15 protein-coding genes are annotated in these 15,917 nt (G+C 60.6%); 11 read left to right on the top strand and 4 right to left on the bottom strand.

Annotated elements, in window-relative coordinates:
* Positions 1–61: 61 nt before the first annotated feature.
* Positions 62–2,398, bottom strand: coding sequence for a mechanosensitive ion channel family protein (locus RA29_RS17000; RefSeq protein ID WP_039688178.1), 2,337 nt, complete (start codon positions 2,396–2,398; stop codon positions 62–64).
* Between the two features lie 282 nt (positions 2,399–2,680).
* On the opposite strand from RA29_RS17000, the gene RA29_RS16995 reads away from it, so the two are divergent.
* The 9 genes from RA29_RS16995 to RA29_RS16955 all read left to right on the top strand — a co-directional run bounded on the left by RA29_RS16995 (position 2,681) and on the right by RA29_RS16955 (position 10,426).
* Positions 2,681–3,904 carry a glycosyltransferase gene (locus tag RA29_RS16995; RefSeq protein WP_039688250.1) on the top strand — a complete coding sequence of 408 codons (1,224 nt, stop codon included), beginning with the start codon at positions 2,681–2,683 and terminating at the stop codon, positions 3,902–3,904.
* The gene (locus RA29_RS16990; RefSeq protein ID WP_039688176.1) at positions 3,901–5,142 is read left to right on the top strand and encodes a glycosyltransferase family 4 protein; all 1,242 of its coding nucleotides are present in this window, start codon (positions 3,901–3,903) and stop codon (positions 5,140–5,142) included. Before RA29_RS16995 ends, RA29_RS16990 begins: the two co-directional genes overlap by 4 nt.
* Positions 5,139–6,206 (top strand): glycosyltransferase family 4 protein, encoded by a 1,068-nt coding sequence (locus RA29_RS16985; RefSeq protein WP_342666427.1) that lies wholly within the window; start codon positions 5,139–5,141, stop codon positions 6,204–6,206. The genes RA29_RS16990 and RA29_RS16985 overlap by 4 nt, the downstream gene beginning before the upstream one ends.
* Positions 6,203–6,781 carry a histidine phosphatase family protein gene (locus RA29_RS16980; protein WP_039688172.1) on the top strand — a complete coding sequence of 193 codons (579 nt, stop codon included), beginning with the start codon at positions 6,203–6,205 and terminating at the stop codon, positions 6,779–6,781. The genes RA29_RS16985 and RA29_RS16980 overlap by 4 nt, the downstream gene beginning before the upstream one ends.
* Complete coding sequence (locus RA29_RS16975) at positions 6,781–7,917, top strand: glycosyltransferase (protein ID WP_039688170.1); 1,137 nt, start codon at positions 6,781–6,783, stop codon at positions 7,915–7,917. Before RA29_RS16980 ends, RA29_RS16975 begins: the two co-directional genes overlap by 1 nt.
* A complete protein-coding gene (locus RA29_RS16970; RefSeq protein ID WP_039688168.1) occupies positions 7,907–8,650 on the top strand; it encodes a polysaccharide deacetylase family protein in 744 nt (247 codons plus the stop codon). Before RA29_RS16975 ends, RA29_RS16970 begins: the two co-directional genes overlap by 11 nt.
* Before the next feature lies 1 nt (position 8,651).
* Complete coding sequence (locus tag RA29_RS16965; RefSeq protein ID WP_039688167.1) at positions 8,652–9,131, top strand: class I SAM-dependent methyltransferase; 480 nt, start codon at positions 8,652–8,654, stop codon at positions 9,129–9,131.
* A 122-nt stretch (positions 9,132–9,253) separates the two neighbouring features.
* Positions 9,254–9,817 carry a PA14 domain-containing protein gene (locus RA29_RS16960; RefSeq protein WP_039688248.1) on the top strand — a complete coding sequence of 188 codons (564 nt, stop codon included), beginning with the start codon at positions 9,254–9,256 and terminating at the stop codon, positions 9,815–9,817.
* Positions 9,818–10,018: 201 nt separating this feature from the next.
* A complete protein-coding gene (locus RA29_RS16955; RefSeq protein WP_039688165.1) occupies positions 10,019–10,426 on the top strand; it encodes a hypothetical protein in 408 nt (135 codons plus the stop codon).
* 5 nt (positions 10,427–10,431) lie between these two features.
* Here RA29_RS16955 and RA29_RS16950 read toward each other — a convergent pair whose 3' ends face one another.
* Positions 10,432–10,623, bottom strand: coding sequence for a CTP synthetase (locus tag RA29_RS16950; protein WP_241462637.1), 192 nt, complete (start codon positions 10,621–10,623; stop codon positions 10,432–10,434).
* Positions 10,624–10,824: 201 nt separating this feature from the next.
* Here RA29_RS16950 and RA29_RS16945 point away from each other — a divergent pair, with 201 nt between their 5' ends.
* The gene (locus tag RA29_RS16945) at positions 10,825–11,307 is read left to right on the top strand and encodes a transposase (protein ID WP_342666426.1); all 483 of its coding nucleotides are present in this window, start codon (positions 10,825–10,827) and stop codon (positions 11,305–11,307) included.
* Between the two features lie 61 nt (positions 11,308–11,368).
* Here the strand turns inward: RA29_RS16945 and RA29_RS16940 are convergent, their stop codons facing one another.
* Positions 11,369–12,463 (bottom strand): hypothetical protein, encoded by a 1,095-nt coding sequence (locus tag RA29_RS16940; protein ID WP_193743567.1) that lies wholly within the window; start codon positions 12,461–12,463, stop codon positions 11,369–11,371.
* Positions 12,456–14,252, bottom strand: a complete 1,797-nt coding sequence (gene lepA, locus RA29_RS16935; RefSeq protein WP_039688159.1) for a translation elongation factor 4 — start codon at positions 14,250–14,252, stop codon at positions 12,456–12,458. Before lepA ends, RA29_RS16940 begins: the two co-directional genes overlap by 8 nt.
* A gap of 63 nt (positions 14,253–14,315) precedes the next feature.
* On the opposite strand from lepA, the gene RA29_RS22965 reads away from it, so the two are divergent.
* A complete protein-coding gene (locus tag RA29_RS22965) occupies positions 14,316–15,692 on the top strand; it encodes a hypothetical protein (RefSeq protein WP_152613063.1) in 1,377 nt (458 codons plus the stop codon).
* Positions 15,693–15,917 lie beyond the last annotated feature (225 nt).

Here is a 15,917-nt window from a genome sequence, read left to right as displayed (position 1 = left end):
TAAGCGGTGCAGTCACCAAGCCTGCGCGCCTATGCCCTTTCGCAGCCCGTGTCGAGAGGCTTTATCGGTCGTCTCCGAATTCGGTGGCCTCTTCCAACAACTCCTCTTCGATGGACGCTTGGGCCGCTGCGGTGACCGCCTTGCGGTCTTCGTCGGTCAGATCCTCCGCCGCCTTGCCATCGGCCAGACGCACGGTGACCTCGCGGTGGGCGAACTTGATGCCTTCGCGTTCAAAGAGCGCGCGAATCTCCTCATAGACCTTCTTGCGCACCAGCCACTGATCGCCGGGCTTGGTCATGAATTTCACCCGGATGATCATCGCACTGTCCTGCATTTCGATCACACCTTGCGACTTCAGCGGCTGAATGAAATTGTCGCCGATCACAGGGTCATCCAGCAGGGCCACGCCCAGCTTCTTGATCAGTTTGCGGACCTGTTCGACATCGGTGTCATAGGTCACGCGCAGGGGCAGCTTCATAATGACCCAGTCGCGGGAGTAGTTGGTCAGCACCTGGATTTCGCCGAAGGGGATGGTATGCAGCGCGCCCAAGTGGTGGCGGAGCTGAAAGCTGCGGACGCTGATGTTTTCGACCGTGCCCTTGACCCCGCCCACGTCGATATACTCGCCCTTGCGGAAGGCGTCGTCGAACAGAAAGAATGCGCCGGAAAAGATGTCGCGCACCAGCGATTGCGAGCCGAAGCCGATGGCGACGCCCACGATGCCCGCACCGGCAAAGAGCGGGCCGACATTCACGCCCATCTCCATCAGGCCAATCAGAAGGATCGACAGAACGATGACGATCAGGACCACATTGCGGAACAGCGGCAGCAATGTCGCGAGCCGCGTAGCCGATGACCCGCCCCCTTCGTCGCCCAGCTCGGCCTCCTGCACGTCGCCTTGTTCTTCGCGGATTTTGCCATCGATCCAGATGCGGAAGGCGTTGTAGGCGATGTAGCCGAGAAACAGGATCACGATGATGTCGAGAAACCGGTCGGACCAGCTGTCGCCCATCATTCCGGTGTCGGGGCTCCAGATCGTGACAAAGGCATAGATGCCCGCAACAAAGGCGAGGATGCCCGCAACCCGCTGCGCAAGCCCTTCGAACGTGGTCAGCCGGGGGCTTGCGACGACAGCCGGTGCATCGGGTGCGGAGAGAGGCGCGACCTCGGCCACGATATTGTGTTCGCGCACCTGCCGGGCGCGGGCAAAGCTGCGCTCGATAAAGAAGTTGATGACGCCGTAGACGACAAGGATCGTGGTCAGGATCCCCCATGCGGCAGCAAGAAGCGGAACGCCAAGCGGATCGCCGATCACCAGATGGTAGGTCTGATCGCCCCAGGCAAAGAGGAAATAGATGATCGCCAGCGGTGCCCAGACCTTGGCCAGAGTGCGTAGAACCCAGGTCGCCTCGGCCGGTGCCTTGCCGTTCAGGATCGCGCCCGTGATCGCACTCCCGTTCGCTGCAATCAGAGCGATATTCAGGAACATCACCAGCAGGCTGAGCAGCGAGAATAGAAAGACATAGACCTCGTTGTTCAGGCCCAGCTCCTCGATCCACACACCAAAGAGGATGGCGAAAAATCCGAACGCGGTGACGGCTGACAACCAAAGATGCAGTTTGCGGGCATCAGAGTCATCGAACATCGGGATGCGGTATTGCGGCAGGTAGGGCGACAGGATCATGCGCCACAGCCCGGCGACCACACGGGCCAGGAAATACCCGATATTGATCAGCGTAACGGTGAACTGCATGGCTGTATCCTCAAGCGGGCCAAAGATCAGAACGCCAAGGATGTAGGCCACCGCCATGGATACGAGCGTGCCCACCACGCCCATAAGGAAGCGAAAGACCAGAAAGGGCATCTTTTCGACATAGCCATTGGGCTTGTCCGCGATCCGCGCGACGACAAATTGTTTGGCGATGCGCTTGCCGAACACCTGTGATTCAAAGACCATACCGGCCGCAAACAGGGCCATGCTGATGAGCAGCGCCTTCACATAGGCAAAGATCGTGCCGTCCGGGCTGGTGGCGCGCAGGATGAACACCACCTCGTTAAACGCGACAGGCAGGTTCAACAGCCGTTCCACGAGAACCGCGCGAAAGGCGACGGCGTCGTCCTGCATGGTCATCAGCGTGGAGCCACCACCGGGTGCCGCGTTTGGTGCGGGGGACGGGGCGTTTTGCCCGACCACGCGGCCATCGCTGTCGATCACAATGACACTCACACCGTTTTGAGCGGCGGTTTCGATCGCGTCATTCAGATCCGATGTCTGGCTCTCTGATGACGCAGCCCCGGGTAGCAGGCTGCCAAGCCCCTGCGCCATTGTCATAGACGGGACCGTCAGCGCCAGGATCAGAAGAAGGTGCGCGAGCGCTCGCAGATAGAAATGTCTCATAAATCGATGCCGTCGCACTGCCTGAGTGCACGAACGCTACGCGACTGTGTGGGTCGTGACAATTGCCACCTACCCCGAGTTGAAGGCGCGCGAGCACGGCAGGCCTGTAAAAGGTACAGACTGCGCCATATTTACGATAGCGCCAGCGTGCTTTTGGGTCAGGCACCCCGAAGTGTTGGTTGTGATCTTGGTGAACGCATACTCTGTGCTATACGGCCCAAAGGGATTCTCTGGGCGCAGGATATGGCATCGTCTGCGTTGGGATGGGAAAAGACGACGACAATGGGCCAATCCAATACCTCTGCGATGATGTCGGGATGCACCGGCACGGGCCGCGTCGTGCTGTATAGCCACGATACATTCGGGCTCGGCCACTTGCGGCGCAGTCGCGCGCTGGCCTCTGCCCTGACCCAGTCCGGCGTGGCAGAAAACGCCATCATCCTGACCGGCAGCCCGGTCGCGGGCCGGTTCACCTTTCCCCCTGCAGTGGACCACGTGCGCCTGCCTGGCGTCAAGAAACTGGCCGACGGCACCTATGCCAGCCAGACCGAGGGCATGGATATCGAGGCGACCACCGCCCTGCGCTCTGCCCTGATCACCTCGACCATCGAACAGTACGAACCCGATCTGCTGATCGTCGACAAGGAGCCGACCGGCTTTCGTGGTGAGCTGACAGATACGCTGGCTCGCCTGCGCCGCGATGGCCGGACCAAGATTGTGCTGGGCCTGCGCGATGTGCTGGACGAACCCGATGTGCTGGCCGCTGAGTGGGATCGGAAGGGTGCTGTCGCGGCGGCGGAAACGTTTTATGACGAGATCTGGGTGTATGGCATGCGCTCGGTCTATGACCCGACGCAAGGCCTGCCCCTGTCGGATGCGGTGCGCGCGCGCACTGTCTGGACAGGGTACTTGCGGCGCAGCATCGTCGATGCGGCCGAGGTGCCAGATACGCCCTATATCCTTGTCACACCCGGCGGTGGCGGGGATGGGGCAGCGATGGTTGACCTTGTCCTGTCCGCCTATGAACAGGATCCCGACCTTGGCCCCCACGCGGTGCTTGTCTACGGGCCCTTCCTGACCGGCGAAGTGCGCGAACGGTTCGAGGCGCGTGTGGATGCCCTTGGTGGCCGCGTCACCTCGACCGGCTTTGACAGCAAGATCGAGCCGCTCTTTGCCGCGGCAGAGGGCGTGATCTGCATGGGGGGCTACAACACCTTCTGCGAGCTTTTGTCCTTCGACAGCCGCGCCATCATCGTGCCGCGCACCCGCCCACGACTGGAACAGTGGATCCGGGCCCACCGGGCCGAAGAGCTGGGCCTGGTGCGCAACCTCGACCGGTTCCGAGAAGGTCTGACGACAAACGCCATGGTCGAGGCCATCCGCGCCCTGCCCAACCAGAAACGCCCGTCCGAGGCCGGGGCCGACGGACTGCTGGACGGGCTTGAGGTCGTGATCGCGCGCGCGCAGGCCCTGATGCAGCAACCGCTGACCGACGCCGCAGAATGACCCACACATCCCCTCGCCTGGCCATCGCGGTCAAGGGCTGGCCACGCCTGTCCGAGACCTTCATCGCCCAAGAGCTTGTCGCGTTGGAAGAGGCGGGCATCGACTTTGCCATCTGGTCGCTGCGCCATCCAACAGACACCAAGACGCATCCCCTGCATGACCGCCTGCAGGCGCACGTGCACTATCTGCCCGAGTACCTGCATCAAGAGCCCGCACGCGTCCTGCGCGGGGTCTTGGCCGCACTTGGCAACCGCGCATTCTGGCCCGCGCTGGCGCAGTTCCTGCGCGACTTCAAGCGGGACCGCAATCGCAACCGCGTGCGTCGGTTCGGTCAGGCCTGTGTCATGGCTCGCGAACTGCCCGCTGGCACCGCAGCGCTCTATGCCCACTTTCTGCACACGCCGTCCTCGGTCGCGCGCTATGCGGCCATGCTGCGCGGCGTACCGTGGTCCTTTTCGGCCCATGCCAAGGACATCTGGACCTCGCCTGAGTGGGAGCTGCGCGAAAAGCTGTCGCCGGACACGGCCGGCGCGCATTTCGGCGCGACATGCACCGCATTTGGCGCCGAGCATCTGAACGACCTGTCATCTGGAACGCCCGTGGACCTTGTGTATCACGGGCTGGACCTTTCCCGTTTCCCTGATCCACCTGACCGCCCATCACGTGGCATTGGCGATCCGTTCCGGATGGTCTCTGTCGGTCGTCTGGTCGAGAAAAAGGGATTTGACCGGCTGCTTGAGGCACTGGCCCTACTGCCGCAGGATCTGGACTGGCACTGGGAGCATATCGGCGGCGGCGGCCTGAAGCGCGAGATGGAGGCGCATGCCGCGCGGTTGGGACTGACCGGGCGAATCACGTGGCGCGGGGCCTGCGACCAGCCCGAGGTGATCGCAGCAATGCGCGAGGCTGACCTCTTTGTCTTGCCCAGTCGCGTGGCCGCTGACGGCGATCGCGATGGCCTGCCCAACGTGCTGATGGAGGCGGCGAGCCAGAAGCTCCCGATCCTCAGCACGCCCGTGTCCGCCATTCCCGAATTCATCGACACCGGTGTCCATGGCCTGCTGAGCGATGATGCGCCTGCGGCACTGGCAGCGGCCATGACCCAAGTGGCAAGCGACCCGGCGCTCGGCCCACGGCTGGCCGATGCCGCCCACGCCCGCCTGCACGCCGACTTCACCATGCAGCCCGGGATCAACCACCTGGCCAAGCGGCTACGTGCCGTCATGGGGTCTGCGTGACGGTCGCATTCTACGCCCCGCTGAAGGCACCGGATCACCCTGTGCCCTCAGGCGACAGGACCATGGCGCGCGCCGTGATCCGCGCGCTTGAGCATGCCGGATACGCGGTCGCCACCCCATCCAGTTTGCGCATCTACGACGGACAGGGCGACAGTACTGCCCAAGCGGACCTGTCGCGGCAGGCCGAGGCCGAGGTCGCGCGCATTCTAGACATGGCCGAGGCTGGCAGCTGGCGCTGCTGGCTGACCTATCACAACTATTACAAAGCCCCTGATCTGATTGGGCCTGCCGTCACGCGCGCGCTTGAAATCCCCTATCTCCAGATTGAAAGCACCCGCGCCCGCAAGCGATTGTCCGGCCCTTGGGCGAAATTCGCGATGGCTGCCGAAGCGGCCAGCGATCACGCGCATACGGTTTTCTACGTCACCCAACGCGACGCCGAAACCCTGCGCCGCGATGCGCCTAACGGACAGGTCCTGACCCACCTGCCCCCCTTCCTGCCGATTGAAACGCTGCCCGCACCGTCGGACCACAGCGGGGCCATGCTGAGCGTCGGCATGATGCGGAGCGGGGACAAACTGGCGTCTTATCGGCTGATTGCTGAGGCCCTTGCCCTGCTTGACACGGACCTCAACTGGCAGTTGGACATCGCCGGTGATGGCCCCGCACAGGCCGAAGTCTTGCAGTTGATGGCACCCTTTGGTGCACGGGTCAGAATGCTTGGCGCCCTGTCCAGCGACGCTTTGCGAAAGCACTATGCGCAGGCCTGCCTGCTGTTCTGGCCCGGAGTGAACGAAGCCTTTGGCTACGCCTATCTTGAGGCGCAGGCGGCGGGTGTGCCGGTGGTCGCGCAAAATCGGCCCGGCGTGCGCGACGTGGTGGCCGGGATACAAACTGATGTCGCAGCCGGGCCCGCGGGCATGGCAACACGTTTGACGCAATTGCTGACCAAACCGGACCTGCATGCCACCGCAACGGCGGATGCCCGGGCGAGAGTGCAAGCGCACCATTTGTTGCCTGCGGCTGCCAACGCCCTGCGCACGGCCATTGAGGCCGCGACATGATCAAGCTCGCCCTTCTGCGCCACGGCCACACGTCATGGAACCGCGAGGGGCGGCTGCAGGGGCGCAGTGACATCCCGCTGGATGACACCGCCCGCGCCGAATTGGGTGCAATCAAGTTGCCTGCCGCCTGGCAGTCCGCCGATCTGGTGTCGAGCCCCCTCGCCCGCGCTGTTGAAACGGCAACGCTGGTTGCGGGGCGCGCGCCACGCATCGAACCCAGCCTGATCGAGATGAACTGGGGCACGTTTGAAGGCCAGCAGGGGGCAGAACTGGCAAAGGACCCGCACAGCGGCTTCCGGCATATCAAGGATTGGGGCTGGGATTACTGCCCGCCCGGTGGCGAGCCGCCGAGCGCCTTGAGGGCGCGGCTGACCCCGTGGCTGGACACACTGGACCGGGACACGGTCGCTATCTGCCATATCGGCACGATGCGCGTCTTACTGGCCCTTGCCACCGGGTGGGCGTTTGCGGGCGACGCACCCTTTCGCATCAAGCGCAACCGCCTGTTTATCCTGCACATTCAGAGCGGTACACTAACCCTCGCCCCCGACATCGAACGGTTGGAGGCGCGGTGATGCAGGTCACGATCATCGTCACACATCTCTTGGGCACCGGGCACCTCGCCCGCGCGCTGACCCTCGGGCGCGCCTTTGCCGCTGCCGGAGACGCGGTGACCGTGGTCAGCGGTGGGCGGCCCGTGCCGCACTTCGACACGACCGGGATCAACCTCGTGCAGTTGCCGTCTCTGCACTCCGACGGCACGGATTTTTCCAACCTTTTGACCGACGCCGAAGAGACGGCGAATGCTTCGTATCTCAAAGCGCGCGAAGACGCACTTGTGGCCGAGATTGCAACAACTCCACCCGATGTGCTGATCACGGAACTGTTCCCGTTTGGACGACGGACCCTGAAGCGCGAGTTCCAGGCGGTGCTTGCCGCCGCCAAGACACTGGCCACACCCCCGCTCATCCTGTCATCCATCCGCGACATCCTGGCCCCGCCCTCAAAGCCGGAAAAGGTCAGCTTTGCAGACGATCTGATCGCCAGCGTTTACGATGGCGTTTTGGTTCATTCGGACGCAGATGTTGTCGCCTTGCAGGACAGTTGGCCCGTAGGGCAAGCGTTGAATGCCAAGCTGCACTACACGGGCTTTGTTGCCCCGCCTGCCCCTGTGGAAGGTACTGAAATCACTGGTGATATTGTCGTCAGCGCCGGGGGTGGCGCAGTCGGCGACGCGGTGTTTCACGCAGCCCTTGATGCCGCGCGGCATGACCCGTCCCGATCCTGGCACATGCTGGTGGGTGGCGATGCGGCGCGGCGCGGTGCGTTGTCCCGAGACGCCCCCGCCAATGTCACCGTCGAAGGGCCGCGCCCGGACTTTCGTCAACTGCTGATGGGTGCACGGGTCTCAGTCTCCATGTGCGGCTACAACACCGCGCTGGACGTTCTGCAAACCGGCGTGCGCGCTGTGCTGGTGCCCTTCGATGATGGCGGAGAGGTTGAGCAGACCTTGCGTGCCGGGGCGTTGGACAAGCTGCCTGGCATCGCCGTCATCCGGCAAGCAGTCCTGACCGGCGATACCCTTCTGCGCGCGATTGCCGATGCCACATCGGGCCCGGAGCGCCCGCGCCGCTCCGCCGGTATGGACGGCGCGGCGCAAACTGTTGAAATTGTACATGATCTACAGCGGCGGAGGGCGGATGGATATTGACTGGACCCCCTTACGGCAGGAGCTGTCAGCGTGCCGCCGGGACGGTGTGGCCGTCCCTTTCTGGTGGCGTGATGATGACGCGACAGAGCCGACAGCGGCACTGGATCAACTGGCGGATGTTTCGCGGTCTACAGGCGTGGCCGTTCATCTGGCGGTTGTTCCGGCGCGGGCGTCCGCTGCATTGATGGGCTACACCGACACCCATGGAATGATCCCGGTAGTGCATGGCTGGGCACATCAGGACCACAGCGGTCCCGGCGAAAAGAAGAACGAATTCCAGACCGAACGCCCGGATTTATCCACCGACAGCGCGCGCGGATTGGCGACAATGCAGGCACTGTTCGGCGCTGCGCTGCGGCCCATGTTCGTGCCGCCTTGGAACCGCGTGCAAGATGCGCTTTTACCGGATCTGGTGGCGCAGGGTTTCACCGTACTCTCTACATTCGGGGCGCGCACGGGGTCCGAAGCAGTCCCCGGCTTGACGCAGATCAACACCCATATCGACCCGATCTGGTGGAAAGGGACACGAGATCTTGTGGACCCGGACACGTTGATTCAAAGCGCGGTTGCCCATCTGCGGGCGCGGCGGCACGGCACAGAGGACGCGGAAGAGCCTTTGGGCCTTTTGACCCACCACCTGGTTCACACCCCCACGATCTGGGCTTTTACCAGCGCGTTCATACACGAAATGCTGTCCGGGGGTGCCACGCCCTGGACTATGGAGACGACTTGAAATGAGCAGACTTGAATCCATGCGCCGCCGCCTGACTGCGCAGATCGACGGCATCAACTGGGCTGCTGAAAAGATCGCGGAGATGGATGGCGACGTGCTAGAAATGGGTCTTGGCAATGGGCGCACGTATGACCATCTGCGTCAGGAACTGCCCGACCGCCGCATCTGGGTGATCGACCGTATTCTGAAGTGCCACCCAAGCTGCGTGCCGCCCGAGGCGGACTTTCTGGAAGGTGAGGCCGAGCCGATGCTGAAACGCCTTGCAGAACAGGGCCGCAAGATGGTTCTGGCCCATTACGACTTTGGTTACGGCATCAAGGAAAAGGACGTGGCGGAGGGGCAACATCTGAGCCCGTTGATCGCTGCGGTCATGGCCCCCGGTGGGCTGATCTTGTCCCAACAGCCGCTTGTGGGCTTCGAGCAGATTTGCGGGCCGGACACCATTGCACCTGATCGCTATCTTTTCTACCGGAACGTGTAGTTTTGCCAATGTTTCGTGACGTTTAGCCCTGCCCCTGTTGTCAGCAGGCGGCGATGGCTTCTAAGCTTCTCGGTGATTCAACGGCCGTGCGGAAAAGCGGTCGGGACCAACGGGAGATCATGATGAAGATGTTGACGACGGCCGGGTTGGCCGTGACGGCACTTGTATGGGCGGCGGCGGCTTTGGCGGCGCCTTTGACGCTGACACCGGCTGATCCGCAGCCTTCGGGGCTGAAGCCGGGATTAGCTGTGAAATATGCCTATCCCCCTGATGTTAAAAGCTTAAATCAGGCGACGCGGGCATTGAAACGGGGCGAGCCGGGGCCTGCGCTGGCGGGGCTCGACTATCGGGATACGGCGGATGGGGACAACACGCTGACCTCGAAGCGGGCGCATTACGTGGCGGCGGCGATTTCGGGCTATGTGAAGTTCGACGCACCCGGCACCTATGCCATTGATTTTCTTACAAATGATGGGCTCGACGCCAAGGTTGGCGGGCAGACGGTGGGCTATTTCGACGGGCGGCAAAAGTGCTTTGAAACGCGCGCCGTGCAGGTCGAAGTGCCGGAAGCGGGCTGGTATCCCGTTGATATTACGTACTTTCAGCGGGTCGGGACCGCGTGCCTGCATATGCGGGCCGGACAAGGGGCACCGGACTGGATGCCGGATGCGGCGTTCGGGCACTAGTTAAGATCGGCTGAGCGCACCGGACGGTGCGTTTAGAGCCGCCTTAGCACGAGACGCTAGGGTCGAAACTGCGAAGTCTTGGCCTGAAACCGCACATTTTCGGACGGCTCCAAATCGCCAATTTGGGGCCGTTTTTGGTGAACTGCACATTTTGGGCCGAAAACTGCGCATTTTCGGAACGCCAGAAAGAGGTGCGACACCATGGCCACGCAAATTCGCAAAATTTCTTTCAGCAACCTCAAGCGCTGCGGGCGGAATGAACTGAAATTCGTCTACGAGGATCTGGGCCATTTGTGGCTGACCTATCACGGCAAGAACCGCGCTGTGATCATCCCCATGCGGGACGAGGCGATCCTGCAACGCGCCATCGGGGTGAACCCGGAGGTGGTCTGGCACCGCGCGCAGATCGACCACGACCGCCGCGCCGCTGCCTTTGCCGAGCGGATGCGCTGGCAGTCAGAACCGGTGGCGACGCTGGAGCGGCTGTATCCTCCCGTCGGGGTCAGCGACGCGCAGGGCACCAAGGTGCTGGAGGACAAGCAGATCGGCCGCAATCCCCGCGATGAGCGGGCGCGGCAGATCCGGGCGATGTACCTAGACGATGAGTGACCGGCTTAGCGCAGGCTGGTGATCTTCTTTTCCACAAGCCACGTGACGGGGAAAGAGGCGACGAAGCCGATGGCTGCACCGATCAGGATCGGGCCGACCGCGCCAAAGCCCATGACCAGCGCGGCGATGACGCCCGTGCCCGCCATGGTGGCGCCGATGAAGATGTGCAGGACAAGAAACAGCATGTAGCGCTGCATGTGGGGCCTCCGGGTTCGTTAGGTTGCGCGGAGTGTGCCGGGGGGTGCGGCGGGGTGCATTGATGTCGGTCAAATCCTTGGGCGTTTATGGCTGGTTAACCATGGGTTTGGCAGGGTTGGGGGATGCCGAATTATGTTCGTCCGAAGGTGTCAGGGGGTTGCGTGTTTTTCACCGTTGCGTTGGCGCGCCGGGGAAGTCGCATGTTGGTGGATGAGGTTGATGCGTTGCGCACGGCGGTGCGGGTGACGAAGGCGGAGCGGCCGTTCCACATTGATGCGTTTGTGGTTTTGCCGGACCATTTGCATTGTGTGTGGACGTTGCCGGTTGGGGATCGGGATTTTTCGACAAGGTGGGGGGCGATCAAAGCGCGGTTTACGCGCAACATCCGCGATGCCGGTAGGGTGGGTTTTCAACCCACCAATGCCAAAAGGTTGGGACATGCGGTGGGGTGGAACCCCACCCTACGGCGTTCGGCAAGCAAGATCGCGAAGGGGGATGCGGGGGTTTGGCAGAGGCGGTTCTGGGAGCATCACATTCGGGATGAGGCCGATTACCTCGCACATGTCCGGTATTGTTGGGTGAACCCGGTGAAACATGGGTTTGTGGAACGGCCCGAGGATTGGGCGCATTCGAGTGTGCATTGGGATGCGCGGTTTCGGGCGGGTATGGATTTGGTGGGGTAAGGCGAGTTTTACTTCGTCATTTGTTCAGAAAATAAAACCCCATCCTACTTTCTCTAAAGAATTATTGGATTCGACCTATTCCTTCAAAAACATGGGAAAAGCGCTGCATCAGGTCAGCGCATGTTTCGGAACGCAGGTTTGGCGAACCCCTTTGAACCAATCCACCGCGTGGATTTTGCAACATCATACAGTTCTGACGCAACTTTTGGTCGATAAATGCAGTACGCTCTTGGGAAACCCCAAACACAGTTCCGAAAACATTTTTAATCTCGAATGGAGCAGCTCCAAATAAAAAGTCATCGTTAGTTGCGATGAACCCGTAGCCTAAAAAAATAGCTATGTCGGCTCCTTCGAAGGCAGTGCTGATTTCCTGCCGCGCCTTGGAATCCATTCCTTCAGTAAATGTCTTGATGTTTCTAGACGCTTGTAAAAGTAGATGATCATCATCTACTTTTACAAAGCCGGTATCTCCAACAGATTGATATTGCAAAGCTCCCAATGAACCATACGGATGGATTACGTTCAGCGCTGCGTCAAGTTGGGAAAAATTAAACTGGTCATGAGGATAGATGAGTGATCCTACTCCAAAGAAATATCTTTCGATACACCTATCGTAGTTGAAGCAAACAAATGTGATTGTCGAAAGAGCATCGCAAAACTCCTCGAAGTTTTTTCCTGCAGACAAGAATTTCACCAAGACCCCAAGCCAACTGTTTTCGGGGCGCGTTCGGTCACGAATATTCGGCGAAGAAAAACCGAATTTTTCACCATCATGTGCTAGAGTACTTTCCTTTTCGGCGTTCAAGATACATTGTGAAATCGCAAGCTTTCCAATTGACACTATTTCCAGGTCTTCGCGATGTGCATGTATATAGTTATCAATAGAAGCCGCATGTTGAACACCTTTTGACAGATGGTCTGCCTTTTGTGCCAATTTGGCAAGTTCACCTGTGGTGTATCGCTGCATACCCGTGGCGGCTGGAAGCAAATCTAAGAACTTGCCGTTGTGTGAGTATGCGCGAATAGTACGACTGGAAGTGTTCATTCGCGTGAGGTGTGAAATCTCACTTTGCAGCGACGTCCCGACTGGTAAACCAAATTCGTAACTAGCACCCGCCCCGACGACGAATACCGATCTGTCTTGGGTACTACCCATCCATCTTCAACGCGCTGATGAATGCCTCCTGCGGGATATCCACCTTCCCAAACTGACGCATCTTCTTCTTCCCGGCCTTCTGCTTATCCAGCAGCTTCCGCTTCCGCGTCGCGTCCCCGCCGTAGCATTTCGCCGTCACGTCCTTGCGCATCGCTGACAGCGTCTCGCGCGCAATCACTTTGCCCCCAATCGCCGCCTGGATCGGGATTTTGAACATGTGGCGGGGGATCAGGTCTTTGAGCTTTTCGACCATGGCACGCCCGCGCATCTCTGCCCGGTCGCGGTGGACCATGATCGACAGGGCGTCCACAGGCTCGTCATTCACCAGGATCGACATTTTCACCAGGTTGTCCGTGCGGTAGCCCGTCAGTTGGTAGTCGAAGGACGCATAGCCCTTGGTCACCGATTTCAGGCGGTCGTAGAAGTCGAACACCACCTCGTTCAGCGGCAGGTCATAGACGACCATGGCGCGGGTGCCGGCGTAGGTGAGGTCTTCTTGTATCCCGCGGCGGTCCTGGCAGAGTTTCAGTACGTCGCCGAGGTAGTCGTCGGGGACGAGGATGGTCGCCTTGATCCGCGGCTCTTCGAGGTGATCGACATGGGTGAGGTCGGGCATGTCGGCGGGGTTGTGCAGCTCCATCATCGTGCCGTCGCGCATGTGGACGTGGTAGATGACCGAGGGCGCGGTGGTGATCAGTTCGATGCCGTATTCCCGCTCGATCCGGTCGCGGATCACTTCGAGGTGCAGAAGCCCGAGGAAGCCGCAGCGGAAGCCGAAGCCGAGGGCGGCAGAGGTTTCCATTTCGAAGGAGAAGGAGGCGTCGTTGAGGGCGAGTTTGTCGATGGCGTCGCGGAGGTCTTCGAATTCGGCGGAGTCCACGGGGAAGAGGCCGCAGAAGACAACCGGTTGCGCGGGTTTGAAGCCGGGGAGCGGTTCGACTTCCTTGCGTTCATGGGTGATCGTGTCACCGACGCGGGTGTCGCGGACCTGTTTGATCGACGCCGTGAGGAAGCCGATTTCGCCGGGGCCGAGTGAGTCCACGTTCTGCATGGCGGGGCGGAAGACGCCGACGCGGTCGACGTGGTGGATGGTGCCGTTCGAGACGAACTTGATCTTTTCCCCCTTCTTGAGCCGCCCGTCGATGACGCGGATGAGGACGATGACGCCGAGGTAGCTGTCGTACCAGCTGTCGACCAGCATGGCCTTGAGGTCGGCGTCGGGGTCGCCCGTTGGTGCGGGGAGTTGGGTGACGATGGATTCCAGCGTTTCCTGGATGCCCTGGCCCGTTTTGGCGGAGACGGCGATGGCGCCGCTCGCGTCGATGCCGATCACATCCTCGACCTGCTCGGCGACGCGATCGATGTCGGAGGCGGGCAGGTCGATCTTGTTGAAAACGGGGACGATTTCGTGGTCAGCGTCGATGGCCTGGTAGACGTTGGCGAGTGTCTGCGCCTCGACCCCCTGGGTGCTGTCGACGACCAGAAGCGAGCCTTCAACGGCGCGCATCGACCGGCTGACCTCGTAGGCGAAGTCCACGTGGCCGGGGGTGTCGATGAGGTTGAGGACGTAGTGCTCACCATCCTGCGCGGTGTAGTCGATGCGGACCGTGTTGGCCTTGATCGTGATGCCCCGCTCGCGCTCGATATCCATGCTGTCGAGCAGCTGTTCCTTCATGTCCCGGTCGGCCACCGTGTTGGTGGACTGGATCAGGCGGTCGGCAAGGGTCGATTTCCCGTGGTCGATATGGGCGACGATAGAGAAATTGCGGATATGGCTGAGCGGTGTCATGGTTGGGATATGTAAGGGTTTTTGGGGTTTGGCAATGGGGTTGGTGTCGCAGGTGGGGTGACGATGGCAGATGTTGATTTTTCAGACATGGATGCCGCTACGTCGTGGTTTGAAGCACAAAGTCGCGAAAAACGCTGTGCATTGGGCAGTCGAGCCGCCCTTAGGGTTGCCGGATGCGTTGGACTGTTGGAGGGAAAGCTACGTGAACTACGTACGCTCCTTACACTGCGCGCAGCTCTCACGTCCTACGTATACACCATTACTGGCTCGGCTCATGGTCAGAAACGGTTCAGCACAATCGCCGAATCTGCAGCGTTCGCTGCGGAGTCCGCAATGCATTCGGTCCCATCCCCTGAACCAAATTTTGACATCTCTTTCTCACCAGAATCCATCACACACTCCGCCGCCAATGAAGCAGCGCGTGCGGCCATATCCGCCGTGGAAACCATTGATTATGACGCCCACCTTTCGGCGAATTCAGCCGCGTTTAGCGGGCGTTATTCAAATTCAGCAATCGTGGCCGTCTGTTACCGCGACCGCGTAAAGTCACAGGGTTTCGTCCCGAAAGCAGCTGGATTCTTGGCGATGCAAATCGATAGTGCTTTCACTGCTGATCATTTGGTCGATCTACCGTTGTGGAGTGGCAGCAATGTGCCCGAGGCTCTGTTCATCGCGCACGGGCAGTTTATGCAGAGCCTTTATAGCCGCCAGGATTGGGCGTTCTGGGCGGATTGGTATCGTGGCATGTGGGATGGCACATTTCGTGATTGGGATTTGGCGATTGAAGTAGCGAAGCTTCCAAATGAGGTTTGGGAGGGAGAAGATGCTGTAGCAAAAGTAGCGGCGGCGATCAGGCAGATCGAAGCCGAGCGTAAAGGGCGGTTCGATCGTCCTGACAACGTACCGGAGTTACAACGAAAAAAGCTGTTGGAGCATGTTCAACGTCTGCTGGCCTCCCCAGACATGACAGCCTTGGCCGCAGAAGGTGCCGCGGACACCCTTGAGCGCGCGATTTCGCAGTATTTAAAGGAGGCTCCGGCGAATTGTTTGCCGGATGCGCTGGCGCATCTGGAGGATGTGCCAGCGCTGTTTCGGCGGATAGCGGTGACGGTAAAAAGTTCCGAACGCGCCGAGACGAAGGCTCGCAAGCTGGCGGACGACATTGAGACCCTGAACACCAAGATTGCGCGGCTGGAAGCGGATTTGCGGGATGCCCGCGCGAAGACGGTTCATGGGCTCTTCACGCAAAGTGCGCTGAAGGCGGCAGGTACAGCATTTGGCGCTGGCCTTGTTGGGTCTCTGGGTTTGGCTATTGGCCATTTCTTCGGGGATTGGCCGAGTGATCTGACGCTAGAGAATTTTCGCGGGTGGACTTCGGATATGGGCACGGCAGAGCCAAAACCCGAGGCGGCGAGATTGCCGCCGATTTATGACGCTTAGATAGCGTTCATCGGTGTTGAGATGTGGTTTGGCGGGGTGAAACCCCGCCAAACGGTGTAAATTAGGTGATACTCCCGCGCATCGGCAGGCCATGGGCTGTCGATGCGACTTTTGTTCGTCAGCGCTTTATTGCTGCCAGGTACGTCTTCCGTTTCACCGGAGCGGCAAGATCGGCCAAATCGACAGGCCGTGGGAGGGCCTGTCGAGGCGCGGCGGCCTGCGGCC

This window comes from Tateyamaria sp. ANG-S1 (assembly GCF_000814025.1).
GTDB lineage: Bacteria > Pseudomonadota > Alphaproteobacteria > Rhodobacterales > Rhodobacteraceae > Tateyamaria.
This window is presented reverse-complemented; position numbering and strand designations above follow the sequence as displayed.

What these genes read in the sequence shown, in the direction of transcription:
- RA29_RS16940 (WP_193743567.1), bottom strand. Translation starts at nt 12,463, where the DNA reads ATGGGTAGTACCCAAGACAGATCGGTATTCGTCGTCGGGGCGGGTGCT.
- RA29_RS16990 (WP_039688176.1), top strand. Translation starts at nt 3,901, where the DNA reads ATGACCCACACATCCCCTCGCCTGGCCATCGCGGTCAAGGGCTGGCCA.
- RA29_RS16945 (WP_342666426.1), top strand. Translation starts at nt 10,825, where the DNA reads ATGTTGGTGGATGAGGTTGATGCGTTGCGCACGGCGGTGCGGGTGACG.
- RA29_RS16950 (WP_241462637.1), bottom strand. Translation starts at nt 10,623, where the DNA reads ATGCAGCGCTACATGCTGTTTCTTGTCCTGCACATCTTCATCGGCGCC.
- RA29_RS16980 (WP_039688172.1), top strand. Translation starts at nt 6,203, where the DNA reads ATGATCAAGCTCGCCCTTCTGCGCCACGGCCACACGTCATGGAACCGC.
- RA29_RS16965 (WP_039688167.1), top strand. Translation starts at nt 8,652, where the DNA reads ATGAGCAGACTTGAATCCATGCGCCGCCGCCTGACTGCGCAGATCGAC.
- RA29_RS16955 (WP_039688165.1), top strand. Translation starts at nt 10,019, where the DNA reads ATGGCCACGCAAATTCGCAAAATTTCTTTCAGCAACCTCAAGCGCTGC.
- RA29_RS16970 (WP_039688168.1), top strand. Translation starts at nt 7,907, where the DNA reads ATGGATATTGACTGGACCCCCTTACGGCAGGAGCTGTCAGCGTGCCGC.
- RA29_RS16995 (WP_039688250.1), top strand. Translation starts at nt 2,681, where the DNA reads ATGGGCCAATCCAATACCTCTGCGATGATGTCGGGATGCACCGGCACG.
- lepA (WP_039688159.1), bottom strand. Translation starts at nt 14,252, where the DNA reads ATGACACCGCTCAGCCATATCCGCAATTTCTCTATCGTCGCCCATATC.
- RA29_RS16960 (WP_039688248.1), top strand. Translation starts at nt 9,254, where the DNA reads ATGAAGATGTTGACGACGGCCGGGTTGGCCGTGACGGCACTTGTATGG.
- RA29_RS16975 (WP_039688170.1), top strand. Translation starts at nt 6,781, where the DNA reads ATGCAGGTCACGATCATCGTCACACATCTCTTGGGCACCGGGCACCTC.
- RA29_RS17000 (WP_039688178.1), bottom strand. Translation starts at nt 2,398, where the DNA reads ATGAGACATTTCTATCTGCGAGCGCTCGCGCACCTTCTTCTGATCCTG.
- RA29_RS22965 (WP_152613063.1), top strand. Translation starts at nt 14,316, where the DNA reads ATGGCAGATGTTGATTTTTCAGACATGGATGCCGCTACGTCGTGGTTT.